General features: G+C 74.3%; 13 protein-coding genes. 10 read left to right on the plus strand and 3 right to left on the minus strand.

The window, feature by feature from the left end; genetic code table 11:
- Positions 1 to 7 precede the first annotated feature (7 nt).
- Together ABEB00_RS05845 and ABEB00_RS05850 are read left to right on the plus strand one after the other, a co-directional pair.
- Positions 8 to 2215, plus strand: coding sequence for a 3-hydroxyacyl-CoA dehydrogenase NAD-binding domain-containing protein (locus ABEB00_RS05845; protein WP_345618047.1), 2208 nt, complete (start codon positions 8 to 10; stop codon positions 2213 to 2215).
- 32 nt (positions 2216 to 2247) lie between these two features.
- Positions 2248 to 4113, plus strand: a complete 1866-nt coding sequence (locus tag ABEB00_RS05850) for an AMP-dependent synthetase/ligase (protein ID WP_345617827.1) — start codon at positions 2248 to 2250, stop codon at positions 4111 to 4113.
- A gap of 62 nt (positions 4114 to 4175) precedes the next feature.
- Here the strand turns inward: ABEB00_RS05850 and ABEB00_RS05855 are convergent, their stop codons facing one another.
- A complete protein-coding gene (locus ABEB00_RS05855) occupies positions 4176 to 5315 on the minus strand; it encodes an acyl-CoA dehydrogenase family protein (RefSeq protein ID WP_345617828.1) in 1140 nt (379 codons plus the stop codon).
- A 90-nt stretch (positions 5316 to 5405) separates the two neighbouring features.
- On the opposite strand from ABEB00_RS05855, the gene ABEB00_RS05860 reads away from it, so the two are divergent.
- Positions 5406 to 6032: a TetR/AcrR family transcriptional regulator gene (locus tag ABEB00_RS05860; protein ID WP_345617829.1), complete on the plus strand. Its 627-nt coding sequence runs from the start codon at positions 5406 to 5408 to the stop codon at positions 6030 to 6032.
- Between the two features lie 60 nt (positions 6033 to 6092).
- Here the strand turns inward: ABEB00_RS05860 and ABEB00_RS05865 are convergent, their stop codons facing one another.
- Both ABEB00_RS05865 and ABEB00_RS05870 read right to left on the minus strand, forming a co-directional pair.
- The gene (locus ABEB00_RS05865; protein ID WP_345617830.1) at positions 6093 to 7586 is read right to left on the minus strand and encodes an aldehyde dehydrogenase family protein; all 1494 of its coding nucleotides are present in this window, start codon (positions 7584 to 7586) and stop codon (positions 6093 to 6095) included.
- Positions 7583 to 8551, minus strand: a complete 969-nt coding sequence (locus ABEB00_RS05870; RefSeq protein WP_345617831.1) for an oxygenase MpaB family protein — start codon at positions 8549 to 8551, stop codon at positions 7583 to 7585. Before ABEB00_RS05870 ends, ABEB00_RS05865 begins: the two co-directional genes overlap by 4 nt.
- 284 nt (positions 8552 to 8835) lie before the next feature.
- Here ABEB00_RS05870 and ABEB00_RS05875 point away from each other — a divergent pair, with 284 nt between their 5' ends.
- From ABEB00_RS05875 to ABEB00_RS05905, 7 genes are all read left to right on the plus strand, one after another.
- Positions 8836 to 9492: a class I SAM-dependent methyltransferase gene (locus tag ABEB00_RS05875; protein ID WP_345617832.1), complete on the plus strand. Its 657-nt coding sequence runs from the start codon at positions 8836 to 8838 to the stop codon at positions 9490 to 9492.
- Between the two features lie 129 nt (positions 9493 to 9621).
- Entirely contained in the window at positions 9622 to 11319 is a 1698-nt protein-coding gene (locus ABEB00_RS05880) for a RecQ family ATP-dependent DNA helicase (RefSeq protein ID WP_345617833.1), read from the plus strand.
- A 156-nt stretch (positions 11320 to 11475) separates the two neighbouring features.
- The gene (locus ABEB00_RS05885) at positions 11476 to 11664 is read left to right on the plus strand and encodes a hypothetical protein (RefSeq protein ID WP_345617834.1); all 189 of its coding nucleotides are present in this window, start codon (positions 11476 to 11478) and stop codon (positions 11662 to 11664) included.
- A 22-nt stretch (positions 11665 to 11686) separates the two neighbouring features.
- Positions 11687 to 12403 (plus strand): hypothetical protein, encoded by a 717-nt coding sequence (locus ABEB00_RS05890; RefSeq protein ID WP_345617835.1) that lies wholly within the window; start codon positions 11687 to 11689, stop codon positions 12401 to 12403.
- Entirely contained in the window at positions 12400 to 13422 is a 1023-nt protein-coding gene (locus tag ABEB00_RS05895; RefSeq protein WP_345617836.1) for a DUF6895 family protein, read from the plus strand. The genes ABEB00_RS05890 and ABEB00_RS05895 overlap by 4 nt, the downstream gene beginning before the upstream one ends.
- Entirely contained in the window at positions 13419 to 14339 is a 921-nt protein-coding gene (locus ABEB00_RS05900) for a DUF6895 family protein (RefSeq protein WP_345617837.1), read from the plus strand. The genes ABEB00_RS05895 and ABEB00_RS05900 overlap by 4 nt, the downstream gene beginning before the upstream one ends.
- A complete protein-coding gene (locus tag ABEB00_RS05905; RefSeq protein WP_425586440.1) occupies positions 14336 to 15496 on the plus strand; it encodes a serine hydrolase domain-containing protein in 1161 nt (386 codons plus the stop codon). Before ABEB00_RS05900 ends, ABEB00_RS05905 begins: the two co-directional genes overlap by 4 nt.
- Positions 15497 to 15521 lie beyond the last annotated feature (25 nt).

The following is a 15521-nucleotide window of genomic DNA, read 5'->3' on the forward strand; positions in this document are numbered from 1 at the left end:
CACCGTCATGAGCACCGAGTCCACCACCATCCGCTGGGAAGAGGACGCCGACCACGTCGTCACCCTGGTCCTGGACGACCCCGACCAGTCCGCCAACACCATGAACGCCGCGTTCATCGACTCGCTCGACGCCACCGTCGACCGGCTGGAGGCGGCCAGGGACACCCTCCGCGGCGTCGTCGTCGCCTCCGCGAAGAAGACCTTCTTCGCCGGCGGCGACCTGCGTGACCTGATCGCCGCCACCCCCGAGACGGCCGGGCAGGCCTTCGAGGCGGGCATGCGCGTCAAGCGCGCCCTGCGCAGGCTGGAGACGCTGGGCGCGCCCGTCGTCGCCGCGATCAACGGCGCGGCGCTCGGCGGCGGTTACGAGATCGCCCTCGCCTGCCACCACCGCGTCCTGCTGGACCGGCCCGCGGCCCGCGTCGGCCTGCCCGAGGTGACCTTCGGCCTGCTGCCCGGCGGAGGCGGGGTCACCCGCACGGTACGGATGTTCGGGATCGCCGACGCCCTGCTCAAGGTGCTCCTGGAGGGCCGGCAGTACGGCCCGGCGGACGCGCTCGCGGCGGGACTGGTGGACGAGATCGCCCCCGGCCCAGGCGAACTCCTGGACCGGGCCCGGGCGTTCATCGACGCCCACCCCGAGTCCGCCCAGCCCTGGGACCGCCCCGGCCACCGCATCCCCGGCGGCACGCCCAGCACCCCGAAGCTCGCCGCCCAGCTCCCCGCCTTCCCCGCCAACCTGCGCAAGAAGCTGGCCGGTGCCCCCTACCCGGCGCCGCGCCACATCCTCGCGGCGGCCGTGGAGGGCAGCCAGGTCGACCTCGACACCGCCTTCGTGATCGAGGCCCGCCACCTCACCGAACTCGTCACCGGCCAGACCTCGAAGAACATGATCCAGGGGTTCTTCTTCGACCTCCAGGCCGTCAACTCCGGCGTCAGCCGCCCGCAGGGGATCGGGCCCCGCCCGGTCCGCAGGGCCGCCGTGCTCGGCGCCGGGATGATGGGCGCCGGCATCGCCTACGCCTGCGCGATGGCGGGCATCGAGGTCGTCCTGAAGGACGTGAGCGCGCAGGCCGCCGCGCGCGGGAAGGAGTACTCGGTCCGGCTGCTGGACCGTGCCGTGGCCAAGGGCCGCACCACCGGGGCCGAACGGGAGGCGGTCCTCGGCCGTATCACCCCCACCGGCGACACGGCGGACCTCGCGGGCTGCGACGCGGTGATCGAGGCGGTCTTCGAGGACCCGCGGCTGAAGGCCGAGGTGTTCCGGGAGGCCGAGAAGTACGTCGCCGCCGACGCGCTGCTCTGCTCCAACACCTCGACACTGCCCGTCACCGCGCTCGCCGAGGCCGTCCAGCGGCCCGCGGACTTCATCGGGCTGCACTTCTTCTCACCCGTCGACAAGATGCGGCTGGTGGAGATCATCAAGGGGGAGCGGACCGGTGACGAGGCGCTCGCCCGCGCCTTCGACCTGGTCCGGCAGATCCAGAAGACGCCGATCGTCGTCAACGACAGCCGCGGCTTCTTCACCTCCCGCGTCATCGGCCGCTTCATCGACGAGGGCGTCGCCCTGGTCGCCGAGGGCCACGACCCGGCGAGCGTCGAACAGGCCGCCGCGCAGGCCGGTTACCCGGCCAAGGTGCTCGCCCTGATGGACGAACTGACCCTCACCCTCCCCCGCAAGATCCGTGAGGAGACCCGCCGGGCCACCGAGGAGGCGGGCGGGACCTGGCAGCCGCACCCCGCCGACGCCCTCGTCGACCGCATGATCGACGAGTTCGGGCGCCCCGGCCGCAGCGGCGGGGCCGGTTTCTACGACTACGCCGACGGCCGCCGTGCCGGCCTCTGGCCCGGCCTGCGCGAGCACTTCGCCGACCCGGCGCTGCGCGGCGCCGACCTGGCGCAACTGGGGGAGCGGATGCTCTTCGTCGAGGCACTCGACGCGGTGCGCTGCCTGGAGGAGGGCGTCCTGACCTCGGTGGCCGACGCCAACGTCGGCTCGCTCCTCGGCATCGGCTTCCCCGCGTGGACGGGCGGTGTCCTGAACTACGTCGACGGCTATCCCGGCGGCCTGCCCGCCTTCCTGACCCGTGCCCGCGAACTGCGCGACGCGCACGGCGAGCGCTTCGCCCCGCCCGGACTCCTCGTCCGCAAGGCCGAGCGGGGCGAGCGGTTCACCGACGGACCCGCCACCGCCCAGCCCCGCACCGACCGCTGAACCACCCCTTCCCATCCCGCCAGGAGGCCGTCATGGCACCAGCCCCGCGCACCGAGGGGGAACGCACCACAGCCACGGAAGCGGCGGCGACACAGACCGCGACGCCGGCCGCCGCGGCCACCACCCTGCCGCAGCTCGTGCAGCGCAACGCCCGCCACCACCCCGACCTGCCCGCCCTGTCCTGGCGGGAGCCGGGCACCGACGGCTGGACCACGCTCACCTGGGCCGGGGTCCGGGACCACACCACCCGCCTCGCGGCGGGTTACGCGGCGCTCGGGGTCGGCCGCGGCGACCATGTGCTGCTGATGGCGTCCAACCGGGCCGAACACTGGCTGACCGACCTCGCCCTGGTCCGCCTGGGAGCCGTGCCGGTCAGTGTCTACGGCACCTCGGCGCCCCCGCAGATCGCGCACATCGCCCGCAACTGCCGGGCGGCGCTGGCCGTCGTGGAGGGGTCCGCGCAGACCGAGGTGTGGGAGCCCCTGCTGGCCGACGCCGAAATCCCGCTCGCCCGGCTGGTGGTCATGGCCGAGGGGCAGGAAGGCGGTCACTTCCCGTACGCCGCGCTGCTGCGGGAGCCGGTCCCGGAGGAGTTCGGCAAGGTGCTGGACGCCGCCCGCCCCGAGGACGCGCTCACCGTCGTCTACACCTCCGGCACCACCGGGGAACCCAAGGGCGTCGTCCTCACCCACGCGCAGGTGCTGGCCAACGCGCGGGCGCTGGACGAGGTGGTGGAACTGCCGCCGCACGTCGAGCACGTCTGCTACCTGCCGTTCGCGCACATCGCGGAGCGCATGCTGGGCGTCTACCTGCCCTGCCACCGCGCCTCCCACGTCCATCTGTGCGCCGACCCGGCCGCCGTCGCCGCCACCGTGCGCGAGGTGCGGCCGCGGCAGTTCTTCGGCGTGCCGAGGATCTGGGAGAAGCTCGCCGCCGCCGTGCGCGCCGTGCTCTCCCTCCTGCCCGAGGAGCAGCGCGAGGCGGTGGACGACGCCGCGGAGGTGGCCCGCGCGTACATCGCCTGCCAGGAGCGCGGTGAGCGGCCGTCCGCCGAACTGGAGACGGCGTACGCCCAGTGCCGGGAGCGGGTGCTGCTGCCGCTGCTGCGGGCCGGCGGACTGGACCGGGTCACCTGGGCCGCCAGCGCCTCGGCGCCCATGCCGATGGACGTGGTGCGGTTCTGGGCCGGCTTCGGGGTTCCGGTCATGGACGCCTGGGGCCTGACCGAGACGACGGGCGTGGCGACCGCCAACAGCCCGCGCACCGGCTTCCGGCTGGGCTCGGTCGGACGTCCGGTCTCCTCGGTCGAGGTGCGCACCGCCGAGGACGGCGAGATCGAGGTCCGGGGCGCCTCCGTCTTCTCCGGCTATCTCCGGCCGGACGGCTCGGTGGAACCGGCGCTGGACGCGGAAGGGTGGCTGCGCACCGGCGACATCGGGCGGATCGACGAGGACGGCTACGTCTGGATCACCGACCGCAAGAAGGAGATGATCATCACCTCGACCGGCAAGAACGTCTCTCCGGCCCTGGTGGAGAACGCCCTGAAGGAACACCCCCTGATCGGCCAGGCCCTGGTCCACGGCGACAACCGCTCCTACCTGGTCGCCCTGCTGGTCCTGGACGCCGAGGCCGCGCCGGCCTGGGCCGCCGCGCACGGCGTGGACACCGGCGGCGACCTCGCCGCGCTGGCCGCGCACCCGGCCGTACGCGAGGAGGTGGACCGGGCGGTCGCCGCCGCCAACACCCGGCTCAACCGCACCGAACAGGTCAAGCGCCACCGGCTGCTGGCCCGGGAATGGGGCCCCGCCACGGGCGAACTCACCCCCTCGCTGAAGATGCGCCGCCGCGTCATCCGCGACCGGTACGCCGGTGACCTCGCGGACCTCTACGAGGGCTGACGCGCCGCGCCGGACCCACGGGGCCGCCCCACCTCGCCGGGTGGGGCGGCCCCCTACCCGTACTACAGGCCGTAGCTCTTGCCGATGATGTCCCGCTGGATCTCGCTGGTGCCGCCGTACACGGTGGAGACGACGGCCGCCCGCAGGTGGCGTTCCATGCCGTACTCGGTGGCGTAGCCGTAGCCGCCCATCATCTGCATGCACTCCAGGGCGACCCGCTTGGCGGTCTCGGTCGCCTTCAGCTTGGCCATCGACGCCTCGCGCGGGAAGAGCCGCTCCGGCGCGGCGTCGCAGTCCGCCGCCACCTCCCGCACCAGCAGGCGGGCGCACTCGATCTCCGTGGCCAGGTCGGCCACGCGGTGCCGCAGCGCCTGGAAGGAACCGACCGGCCGGCCGAACTGCTCGCGCTCGCGGACGTAGGCCACCGCGTCGTCGAAGGCCCGCCGGGCCAGCCCCAGCATGTTGGCGGCGAGGAAGAGCCGCTCGTAGTTGAGCCCGGCCATGAGCTGGCCCCAGCCCGCGTCGGCCTCACCGACCACCGCGTCGGCGGGCAGCCGCACCTGGGTGAGGAAGACGTCGTTGACCTCGCGGCCCCCCATGGTCTCGATGGACCGGACCTCGACGCCGGGCGTGTCCATCGGGACGTGGAACATCGTGAGCCCCTTGTGCTTGTCCCCGCCGGTGCGGGCGACCAGCAGCATGCTCCGGGCGAGGTGGGCGTTGGAGATCCAGGTCTTCTGCCCCTCGACCAGCCAGCCGCCGTCCGCCTGCCGTCCGGCGCGGCAGCGCAGCGCGCCCACGTCCGAACCGGCCGCCGGTTCCGACATGGCGACCGAGAGGACCGTGCCGCGCACCGCGCCGCCGAGCACCTCGCGCCGCTGGGCTTCGGTGCCGAACCGCTCGTACGCCTTGGCGGTGATGACGGTGGTGACGAAGCCGCCGGCGGGCACCAGGCCGTACGCGGTCTCCTCCAGGAAGACGCAGGCGTCGGCGAGGCCGCCGCCCGCGCCGCCGTACTCCTCGGGCAGACAGACCCCGAGCCAGCCGAGGTCGGCGAGCTTGTCGTAGATCCCTTGGTGGTGCGGTTCCCGGCCGCCGTCGGTCAGGGCCTCCCGCTGCTCCCGCGTGCCGCACTCGCGCTTGGCGAAGTCACGGACGGCGGCGGCGAAATCTGCCTGCTGCTCGGTGAGACGACTTCCCATGACAGTCCTCCGGACCCGCTCGTGATACATATGTATGAGACCTGTATCAGTGTTACACACAGGGCGCGTGCCGGTACCGTGAAAGGCACCATGAAGACATCTGGAGACGACTCCCTGCTCGCCCGGGCCATCGCCCGGCCGGAGACCGAGGAGAAGGTGGCCCGGCAGATCCTCGACGCCGCGCTGGAACAGTTCACGACGTTCGGTCTGCGCCGCTCCTCCATGGACGACGTGGCCAAGCGGGCCGGGGTCTCGCGGGTGACGGTGTACCGCCGTTTCCGCACCAAGGACGGGCTGGTCGAGGCGTGTCTGCTGCGCGAGGGCAGCCGCTTCTTCCAGCAACTGGACGCGGCCGTCGCGGCGCTGCCCACCATGGAGGACCGGATCGTCGAGGGGTTCGTGGCCGCCCTGCGGCACACCCGCGAGCACCCGCTGTTCGGCGGGCTGCTCCGGCTGGAGCCCGAACTGGTGCTGCCCTACTTCACCGTGCAGGGCGGCCCGTCCCTCACCGCGACCACCGACTATCTGACGGCGCATCTGCGCCGGGCCCAGCAGGCCGAGGGCCGCCCCGACTCCGACCCGCGCCCGGTGGCCGAGCTGATGGTCCGCGTCGCCGTCTCCTTCCTCCTCAACCCGGCCGGTTGCATCGAACTCGACGACGAGGAGCAGGCCCGCGCCTTCGCCCGCCGCTACCTCGCCCCGCTGATCGCCGCCTGACCGGCGCCCGGCCGGGCCGGCCGGACCCCCGCCCCACCCGGCGGCGGCCCGGCCGCCCGCTCACCGGCGCCGGTGCAGCGCCCGTACCAGGGAGGCCGCGCGGGCCTTCGCGGCGGCCGGCGTGCCGAACGAGGTCAGGTCCACCGGAGCGGCGAACCGCCGGACCGTGACCGACTGCGGCGCGGTGAAGGCCCGCAGCCCCTCCTCCCCGTGGATGCGGCCGAAACCGGAGTCGCCCGACCCGCCGAACGGCAGCGCCGGTACGGTGGCGAAGCCCAGCACCGCGTTGACGGAGACCGCGCCCGCCCGCAGCCGGGCGGCGAGCGCCGCCCCGGCGCGGCCGCCGCCGCAGAACACCGCGGCGCCGAGCGCGTACCGGGAGGCGTTGGCGCGGCGCACCGCCTCGGCCGCGTCCGGCACCGCGTTCACCGCGACGACCGGCCCGAACGTCTCCTCGCTCATCGCGGCCGACTCCTCCGGTACGTCGACCAGGACGACCGGCGCCACGAACGGCCCCGGGGACCCCTCCTCGCCGCCGAGCGCGGCCCGCGCCCCCTTCGCCAGCGCGTCCCGGACATGGCGCTCCACCACGTCCTTCTGGCCCGGCATGGTCATCGGACCGTAGGAGGCGTCCGCCCCGGAGCCCGGCCGCAGCGCCCCGGCCCGCGCCACGATCCGCCGGCACAGCTCCTCGTGCACCTCGCGCACGGCGTAGACCCGTTCCACACCGGCGCAGGTCTGCCCGGCGTTGGCCATCGCCCCCCACACGATCGCGTCGGCGGCGGCGTCCAGGTCCGCGTCCGCGGTGACGATCACCGCGTCCTTGCCGCCGCACTCGGCCAGGAACGGCGTGAGCGTCTCGGCGCAGACCGCCATCACCTTGCGCGCGGTGCCCGGCGAGCCGGTGAAGGCGACCTTGTCGACCCCGGAGCGGGCCAGCGCCTCACCCGTCGAGCCGGGCCCGGTGACGACGCCGAGCAGTCCGGCGTACTCGGGCACGGCCGCGTCGAACAGCTCGGCGAGCAGGACGCCCGTGCCCGGGGTGTACTCCGACGGTTTGAACACCACGGCGTTGCCCGCCGCCAGCGCGTAGCCGACGGAGCCCATCGGCGTGTACACGGGGTAGTTCCACGGGCCGAGCACACCGACCACACCGAGCGGGCGGTGCACCAGCGTCGCCGTCTGGTGCGCGGCGACCAGCCCGGTACGCACCCGGCGCCGGCGCAGCACCCGCCCCGCACGGCGCGCCGCCCAGTCCAGGTGGCCGAGGGCGAGCAGCACCTCCAGCTCGGCGTCCTGGCGCGGCTTGCCCGTCTCCGCCGCCACCGTGGCCGCCACCGCGTCCAGCCGCTCCGCCAGTTCCCGCTTCCACCGCAGCAGGCGGGTACGGCGCCCGGACGCCGGGAGCGCGGCCCAGCGGGCGCCGGCCTCCCGGGCCCGCGCCACCGCCTCGCCGACCTCCCGCGGCCCGTGCGCCGGGTGCTCGGTGAGCGGGGTGCCGGTGGCCGGGTCCCGGGAGGTGAAGGTGCCGGGACCTTCGGTGGTGTGGGTCATTGCCGCTCCTGTGGTTCTTGTGGCTCGTGTGGTTGCTGTGATGCCGGTGGTGACTGTGTTGCCGGTGGTGACTGTGTTGACCGAGATGCCCGCGTCTCTTCGGCGAGCGGGGCCGCGGGCCTGGTGTGGGCCCAGTGCGGCCCGAGGTCGTCGAGTGTCCAACCGAACGGATAGCTGCGGGGTTTCTTCCGGTGCCGCCACCAGTGGGGCCGGGCCGGCATCCGGCGCACCACCGCGGCGCGGGCCCGCAGCGCGCGGTGAGCCGCCGTCCGCAGCGGGCGGGGCTGCGGCCGGAACCCCAGGGCGGTCAGCAGCGGTTCGTCCAGCACGGCCAGCGAGACGCGCGCGACCAGCGGACGCAGCGGGCGCGGGTACCAGCCGGTGGTGACCCGCAGGGTGGCCGCGGCCACCCTGCGGTTGGCGGGGTCGTAGGCGAACATCTCCTGCTCGAAGGAGTCGTGGAGCCGTTCGAACCCGGCGTAGTCGCCGGGCAGGCCGGTGATGCCCATCAGCTCGCCCATGCGCCGGCCCACCAGCGCGAGGCTCTCGCTCTCGTGCGGTGACAGCGGCCGCCAGCCGTACCGGTCGATCCACCGCTTCGGACCGACCACGGTCGTCGCCAGGACGTACAGGAAGTCCTCGTTGGGGATGCGGTAGCGGCCGTGGATGCGGTTGAGGTGCCGGGCGGTGGCCTTCCCATGGTCGGAATCCATTCCCTCGCGGACCATCTCGTACGCGATCAGCACGGTGTCGTCGTACCGCTTCTGCCCGGCCCGTTCGAACTCCTGGGTGCGGTCCAGGAGCCGGGAGATGCGCGGGACGCCGTAGTCGCGCAGGAACGCCACCGAGACGCCCTGGAGGTAGTCCCAGGGGAACTCGTACTGGGTGAGCAGCCAGAAGATCCGCTCGTAGTCCTTCCTCGGGTCCAGTCGCTCGATCTCGTGGAGCCGGCTGTAACGGCCCATGTGCTGATGCCTCCTCTCGCCGCCGGCCGCGCGCGCGAGCGGGATCCGGGGCGCTGGGCCGGAGCGAAGCATCGAAGGAGTCGAAGTTACAAAAACTATCGACTTGTTTCACGAGGTGCGTCAAGACTCCGGACGCGACGTACGCGACTCCTGGGCCGCCGACGGCGGCTTTTGCCGGTCCGGCAACACCGTTCGGCCGCGGGGCGCCTGCCGGTGCAGGCTCGTCGGCGAGGCGTCGTACTTCCGCGGCGCCGGCCGTCGCGTCCGATGCCAGGAGGCCCACCATGACCCGTACACCCTCGCCGGCCGAGCCCGACCGGTTCTGGGAGGCCCGGTACCGCAACTCCGGCCGCGTCTGGAGCGGCCGGCCCAACGAACTGCTCGTCCGTGAGGCGGCGGGCCTCACCCCGGGCCGGGCGCTGGACCTGGGCTGCGGGGAGGGCGGCGACGCGGTGTGGCTGGCCGCGCGCGGCTGGCGGGTCACCGCCGCGGACATCTCCGCCACCGCACTGGCGCGCGGCGCGGACCACGCCGCCGAGGCGGGCGTCGGCGACCGGATCTCGTTCGAACGCCACGAGTTGGGCAGGTCGTTCCCCGAGGGCTCCTTCGACCTGGTGAGCGCCCAGTACCTCCAGTCGCCCGTCGCCCTCGACCAGCGGGGCGTGCTGCGGAGCGCGGCCGGCGCCGTCGCCGAGGGCGGCACGCTGCTGGTCGTCATGCACGCCGCCTGGCCGTCCTGGCAGGCCGAACCGCCCTTCGACGCGGAGTTCCCCACCCTGGACGGCGTCCTCGCCGAACTGGCCCTGCCCGAGGACGGGTGGAGCGTCGTGACCCGGGAGGCGGTCCGGCGCCCGAGCACCTCCCCGGACGGCGTCGCGGGCCACCGCGACGACAACGTGTGGCGGCTGCGGCGGCACGGAAACCGCCCGAAGGGTTCCTGACCGGCCCTGACCGGCGGTGAGCGGCCCTGACCGGCGGTGATCCGCTCCGAACGCTCCGTACGGCGACTGCCGGCCCGGCCCTCCGGGTACTAGGCCGGGTCAGTGCAGGGTGCGAGCGAAGGAGTGGGCATGACCGAGGAGCGGTACCGGCCGGGGCGGCACGAGCAGGAACCGCCCGCCGCGCGCCTGCGCCGGGCAGCCGCCGAGGTGTTCGGCTGGGAGAGCCTCTCGGACGAGCAGACGCGGGCCATGGGAGCGGTACTGGACGGCCGGGACGGCCTCGTGGTCATGCCGACCGGGGCCGGCAAGTCCGCCGTCTACCAGGTGCCCGGGGTCCTGCTGGACGGCCCGGTGGTCGTGGTCTCGCCGCTCCTCGCGCTCCAGCGGGACCAGATGGCCGGCCTGCCCGACGGTGACGGCGCCCCCGGAGCCGTGGCCCTCAACTCCGACCTCACGGCCGCCGGTGCGCAGGCCGCCTGGGAGGCGGTGCGGCGGGGCGAGGCGCGGTTCGTGTACCTGTCGCCGGAGCAACTGGCCAAGGACGAGGTGGTGACGCGGCTGGCCGAGGCCAGACCCTCCCTCTTCGTCGTGGACGAGGCCCAGTGCGTCTCCTTGTGGGGGCACGACTTCCGGCCCGACTACCTGCGTCTGGAACAGGCCGCGCGGCGGATGGGCCGGCCGCCCCTGCTCGCCCTCACGGCCACCGCGGCCCCGCCGGTGCGCACGGAGATAGCCGAACGCCTCGGCATGGACCGGCCCGTGCTGACCATGGCGAGCTTCGACCGCCCGAACATCAGGCTGGAGGCTGTCCGCTTCCTCGACGACGACGCGCGCCGCCGGGCCGTGGTGGAACGGGCCGCCGCCGAACCGAAACCGGGCATCGTCTACGCCGGGACGCGCAAGGAGAGCGAGGCGTACGCCGCGGAACTCGCCGACCTCGGACTGACGGCCGTGCCGTTCCACGCGGGGCTGCCCGCCGCCGAACGCGCCCGGGTCCACGACGCGTTCCTCGCCGGGGAGACCGATGTGGTGGTGGCGACCACCGCGTTCGGGATGGGCATCGACAAGGAGGACGTACGGTTCGTCCTGCACGCCTCGCTCCCCGGCTCACTGGACGCCTACTACCAGGAGGTCGGCCGCTGCGGCCGCGACGGCAAGCCGGCGCTCGCGGTGCTGCACCACCGGACCGAGGACACCGGCATGCGCCGGTTCTTCGCCGGCCGCGCCCCCGGCCGGGAGGTTCTGACCGAGGTGGCGGACGCCGTCCACGAGCACGGCGACGACCCGGCCGACCTGGACCGGCTGCACCGGGAGACCGGCCTGGCCCGCCGCCGCGTCACCGCGGCGGTCAACCTCCTCCAGGAGGCCGGCGCCGTGCGGACGGGGGAGGAGGGCGAGATCCTCCCGGACCCGGCGACCCCGCCCTCGGTCGCCGCCGAGCGGGCCGAGGAGGCCGCCGAGGCGCACCGCCGCACCGACCACTCCCGGGTCGACATGGCCCGTGCCTACGCCGAGACCACCGGCTGTCGACGGCGGTTCCTGCTCGGCTACTTCGGTGAGCGCTACGAGCCGCCCTGCGGCACCTGCGACCGGTGCGAGGCGGGCGGCACCGAGGAGCCGCCGCCCGAGCGGGCCCACCCCGCCGCCGTCGACTATCCGGTGGGGTCCCGGGTGCGGCACGGCGAATGGGGCCGGGGCACGGTGCTGAGCGAGGACGGCGACCGCATCACGGTCCTCTTCGACCGGACGGGCTACCGCACACTCTCCCTGGCCGCGGTGGCCGGCCAGGACGGCCTGCTCACCGTGGTGCCCGAGGGCGGGGCGTGAGCGGGCCCGGCACGGCCCGGAAGCCGGGCTCGACTCCCCGATGTCCGACTTGTTGAAAGAAGTAACTTCTGGGAATTTTGCGGCAAGAGGCATGATTTGTGGCGTAGCGGACACCTGTGGTGTGAAGGCTTTCGGCCAACCAAGGGAGATGGTGACATGCCTTCCACGGACAAGGTGATCGAAGAGACCACCCGAATCCAGAGCATCGACGTCGACGCGGCGCTCGACCCCGTCGAGGCGGACGGTGTCTTCCGCGACAGCCGGGAGTGTGCGGCACTGGCACTCGCGGGCGGACAGGGCGGCGTGCTGCTCTCGCCGCCGACCCCGCGGCCCAAGAAGGGTTGACCGGATCGACAGGAGTAGCTGAATGGACCAGTCAGGCACTTCGTCCCTGCTGAAGGACGCGGTGCGGGATCTGGCCACCGGCGTGGCCTCCGCTCTTCGGAGCGGAGGCCACGGTCAGGTGTCCGGCGACGCACCGGCCCTCGCCGCGGCGGACGGGCTCGCGCCCGCGGCCGTACGCGTCCTCGGAGCGGACTTCCTGCTGCCGCACACTCTGCTCGGCACCCGGCCCACGCCCACGGAGCTGACCCTGTTCCGGCAGGCCGTCGAGGCGTATCCGCCACGCGCCGACTCCGCCCCCGCCGTGCTGTGGAGCCACTGGGCCATGACCCGGACCCTGAGCCGGCTGACGCCCCCCGGACCCGGCTCCACGACCGACTCCGAGACCACAACCGCCCCGGAGCCCGGCGCCGACTGGCTCGACGCCGCCGACTGGCGGGCGCTGACCCATCAACTGGCGGTACTCGCCCCGCTCGCCGTGCCCGGCGAGGAGAACGCCGTGAGCCGCGCGGCCCGCGGCCGCCCCGTCGACGTCGCCCGCGGTTTCGTCCGGGCGGTGCGCCGCCGGGACTGGACGCAGGCGGCCGGCGCGGGCCGCTGGCTGACCGTGATCGAGGGCGTCCCCGACACCCTCGGCCTCGACGCCGGACTGGACTTCGTGGAACTGATGGCCGGCGGCGATCCGCAGATCGACCTCCAGGTGCGGGCGGCCCGGCTGATGCTGCTCGGGGCGCTCGTGTGACCGCCGTGGCGGCCCGGAGCGTCCGGGACGTGGCCGACGCGGCCCTCGGCTGGGTCCGCGCGCACCGCGGCGAGTTCGCGCTCGGCGCCGCCGCGCTCGCCCCGGACGGCCAGGTCGACCGCACCTGGAAACCGCTCGGCGAACTCACTCAGGTGTGCGCCACCGTGCGCCGGCGCACCGCCCCCGAGGATCCGTCGCACCTCCTCGCCCGCGACCTGCTCGACTTCGCCTGGCGGCAGACCGGCCACGGCGAACTGTTCCTGGCCCTGCAACGGCAGGAACCGTTCGCCACCTATCCGCTGGAGGTCTACGCGGCCTTCGCCGCCGCGGGCCTGCGGCACCCCGGCTACGAGGCGGCGGCCGCCACCGTGGCCCGCACCCGGGGCTGGCGCCGCACCGAGCAGCACCCCACCCGCAGGCTCGGCCTGCTCAGCGCCGAACGGCACACCCGCATCCACCGGCCCGGCCCGCCCGAAGCGGTACTGGACACCACCTGGCTGGGCGGCCTGCCCGAACCCTGGACCTTCGAGCGGTCCGCCGGCTACGCGCTCACCCACGTCGTCTTCCACCTGACCGACTGGGGCCGCGCCGCTCAGGGCGGCGCCCCGCCCGCCCTCGCCGACTACCTCACGCACTGGCTCCCGCCCTGGCTCGACACCTGCCTCGAAGCCCGGATGTGGGACCTGAGCTGCGAACTCCTCGCCGTCGCGGCGAGCGTGCCCGGCCTCGCCGAGTCCACCGGGTCCGCCGTGCTCCGGGAGGCGTGGAGCCGGATCGCCGCCGCCCAGCACCCCTCGGGCGCCGTCGCCGAGGAGGGGGCGTTCGAGACCGAGCACCTGGATCCGGGCGAGGACTTCACCCACTGTTACCACTCCACGCTGATGGCCGCCTTCGCCGCGACCCTGGCCACCGCGACCCCGGCCACCGCGACGCCGGCCCCGGCGGCGGCACCGGCCCGCCCGGCCGGGCCCGGCGTGGACCCGGACCACCGAAGCAGCGGACAAGGAGCGCTCGGATGACCGACACGCGTCTGATGCACACCGTCGGAGTCCGGGCCCTGGAATGGCTGTGGGCGCACCGCGAGGGTTTCCGGCTGGAGACCGACGTCGACCCCGAGGTGGGGTTCCTGGAGCGGTTCAAGCCGCTCGGTGAACTGGCCCTGATCTGCAAGGTGATCTTCCGGGAGGGGGTGGCCGGCTCCCACCAGGCCACGCTCGCCCGGCAACTCCTCGACCACGCCTGGCGGGAGACCCTGGACGGCGGCACCATGCTGGTGCGCGGCCAGCGCACGGAACCGATCTCGCCGATCCCCTTCGAGGTCTACGTGGCCTTCAAGGAACTGGGTCACAGCCAGCCCGAGGTGGAACGGGCCGCCGCCGTCAACCACCGGCTGGACAGTTGGGCGGCGTTCGAGACGACCCCCACCCGCAAACTCGGCCTCTGCGCGTTCCAGCGCCGCTACGGCCTCACCCCCCGCCCGCCCGAGGCCGAGGCGCTCGCCGGTACCTGGCTGGCCCACACCCCCGAACCCTGGACCGTCGAGGGCCACATCGCCTACGACATCACCCATGTGGTCTTCCACCTCACCGACTGGGGCGAGAAGCCGGGCGGGCTGCCGCCCCGCATCGCCGACTACCTCGCGACCTGGCTGCCGGTCTGGATCGACGACTGGCTGGACCTGGAGCGCTGGGACCTGCTCGGCGAACTCCTCGTGGTCGACGCCTGCCTGCCCGCGCCCACCTTCGACGAGCGGGCCTGGGAGGCGTTCGCCGCGGTCCAGCGGCCCGACGGCGCCATGCCCGCCATCCGCACCATGCCCGAGGGCGACCCGGAGGAGGTCTTCGACGTCGTCTACCACTCGACGCTGGTCGCCGCCTTCGCCTCCGCGCTGGCCACCTCCCGCACCCTCACCGAACTGTCGCGGAGCACCGCGTGACCGCCGCCGTCGCACCCTGGCCGGGCACACCCGCCGACGCGGAGGACTCCGGCGGCCCGCCCGCGGCGCGCCACGAGGGCGCCGCGGGGCACCCGGCCCGACGACCGGACCGCGACCTGGAAGAACGACCGGACCGCGACCTGGAGGAACGACAGCACCGGGACCTGGCGGAGCGGCTGGCGGCCGCCGTCGACGCGGCCGACGCGCCCGACGCCGTCTTCGCCCTCTCCCGCCACGGCCGCCGCACGGTCCGTACCGGCGGTACCGCACCGCCCCCCGGCGTCCCGCGCGAGGATCTGCGTCACGAGCTGGGGTCGGCGTCCAAGACGTTCACCGGACTGCTCTTCGCCCGACTGATCCGGCAGGGCGTGCTGACCGGCGGCGAACCCGCCGCCGCCTGCCTGGACCCCGGCAGCCACCCCGGTCCCGACCCGGTGACGCTCGCCCACCTCATCACGCACACCTCCGGACTGCCCGCCCTGCCGCCGGGCCTCCGCGCCCGTGCCGGGTCCGCCTGGCACACCAATCCCTACGGCCGGTATCCCGCCGCCCTGGTGACCGAGGCGTTCCTGCGCCACCGCCCGCGCCGGCGGCCCGGCACCCGGTGGCGCTACTCCAACTTCGGCGTCTCGGTGCTCGGCCACGCCGTCGCCGCGGTCACCGGCACCGCCTGGGAGGACCTGCTCGACGCGCACGTACTGCGCCCGCTCGGCCTCGGCGCCACCGGTCTGCGCCCGGTGGGCCCCGGGACGGACGCCACCGGCCACGGCAAGGACGGCCGTACCCCGGTGCCCGCTCTCGACGTGGGCGGCTTCACGGCCGCCGGCGCCGTCCGTGCCACCCCGCACGACCTGCTCACGTTCCTCGAAGCCCACCTCGACCCGGGGACGTCACCGGTCGCGGACGCCCTGCGGGCCGTCCGGGTGCCCGTACTGCGCCGGGGGCTGGGGCACCGCCATGTGCACACCGTGGCGTGGTTCCGGCACCCCACCGACGGCGGGCCGATGTACTTCCACAGCGGCGCCACCTTCGGCCAGCAGGCGTTCCTCGGCTTCCGCCCGGACACCGGGACGGCCCTGGCGGCGGTGTGCACCCGTCGCTTCCGCGCCCGCGACCCGTTCGTCGCCGGCGCCTACGCCCTCCTCCTCGAAGGCTGACCACCCGCTCCGGCCGACGGCCCGT

The sequence above is a fragment of the Streptomyces ziwulingensis genome, from assembly GCF_039542605.1.
In the GTDB taxonomy this organism is placed as follows: domain Bacteria; phylum Actinomycetota; class Actinomycetes; order Streptomycetales; family Streptomycetaceae; genus Streptomyces; species Streptomyces ziwulingensis.

What these genes read in the sequence shown, in the direction of transcription:
- ABEB00_RS05885 (WP_345617834.1), top strand. Translation starts at nt 11,476, where the DNA reads ATGCCTTCCACGGACAAGGTGATCGAAGAGACCACCCGAATCCAGAGC.
- ABEB00_RS05845 (WP_345618047.1), top strand. Translation starts at nt 8, where the DNA reads ATGAGCACCGAGTCCACCACCATCCGCTGGGAAGAGGACGCCGACCAC.
- ABEB00_RS05855 (WP_345617828.1), bottom strand. Translation starts at nt 5,315, where the DNA reads ATGGGAAGTCGTCTCACCGAGCAGCAGGCAGATTTCGCCGCCGCCGTC.
- ABEB00_RS05850 (WP_345617827.1), top strand. Translation starts at nt 2,248, where the DNA reads ATGGCACCAGCCCCGCGCACCGAGGGGGAACGCACCACAGCCACGGAA.
- ABEB00_RS05900 (WP_345617837.1), top strand. Translation starts at nt 13,419, where the DNA reads ATGACCGACACGCGTCTGATGCACACCGTCGGAGTCCGGGCCCTGGAA.
- ABEB00_RS05865 (WP_345617830.1), bottom strand. Translation starts at nt 7,586, where the DNA reads ATGACCCACACCACCGAAGGTCCCGGCACCTTCACCTCCCGGGACCCG.
- ABEB00_RS05880 (WP_345617833.1), top strand. Translation starts at nt 9,622, where the DNA reads ATGACCGAGGAGCGGTACCGGCCGGGGCGGCACGAGCAGGAACCGCCC.
- ABEB00_RS05860 (WP_345617829.1), top strand. Translation starts at nt 5,406, where the DNA reads ATGAAGACATCTGGAGACGACTCCCTGCTCGCCCGGGCCATCGCCCGG.
- ABEB00_RS05875 (WP_345617832.1), top strand. Translation starts at nt 8,836, where the DNA reads ATGACCCGTACACCCTCGCCGGCCGAGCCCGACCGGTTCTGGGAGGCC.
- ABEB00_RS05890 (WP_345617835.1), top strand. Translation starts at nt 11,687, where the DNA reads ATGGACCAGTCAGGCACTTCGTCCCTGCTGAAGGACGCGGTGCGGGAT.
- ABEB00_RS05870 (WP_345617831.1), bottom strand. Translation starts at nt 8,551, where the DNA reads ATGGGCCGTTACAGCCGGCTCCACGAGATCGAGCGACTGGACCCGAGG.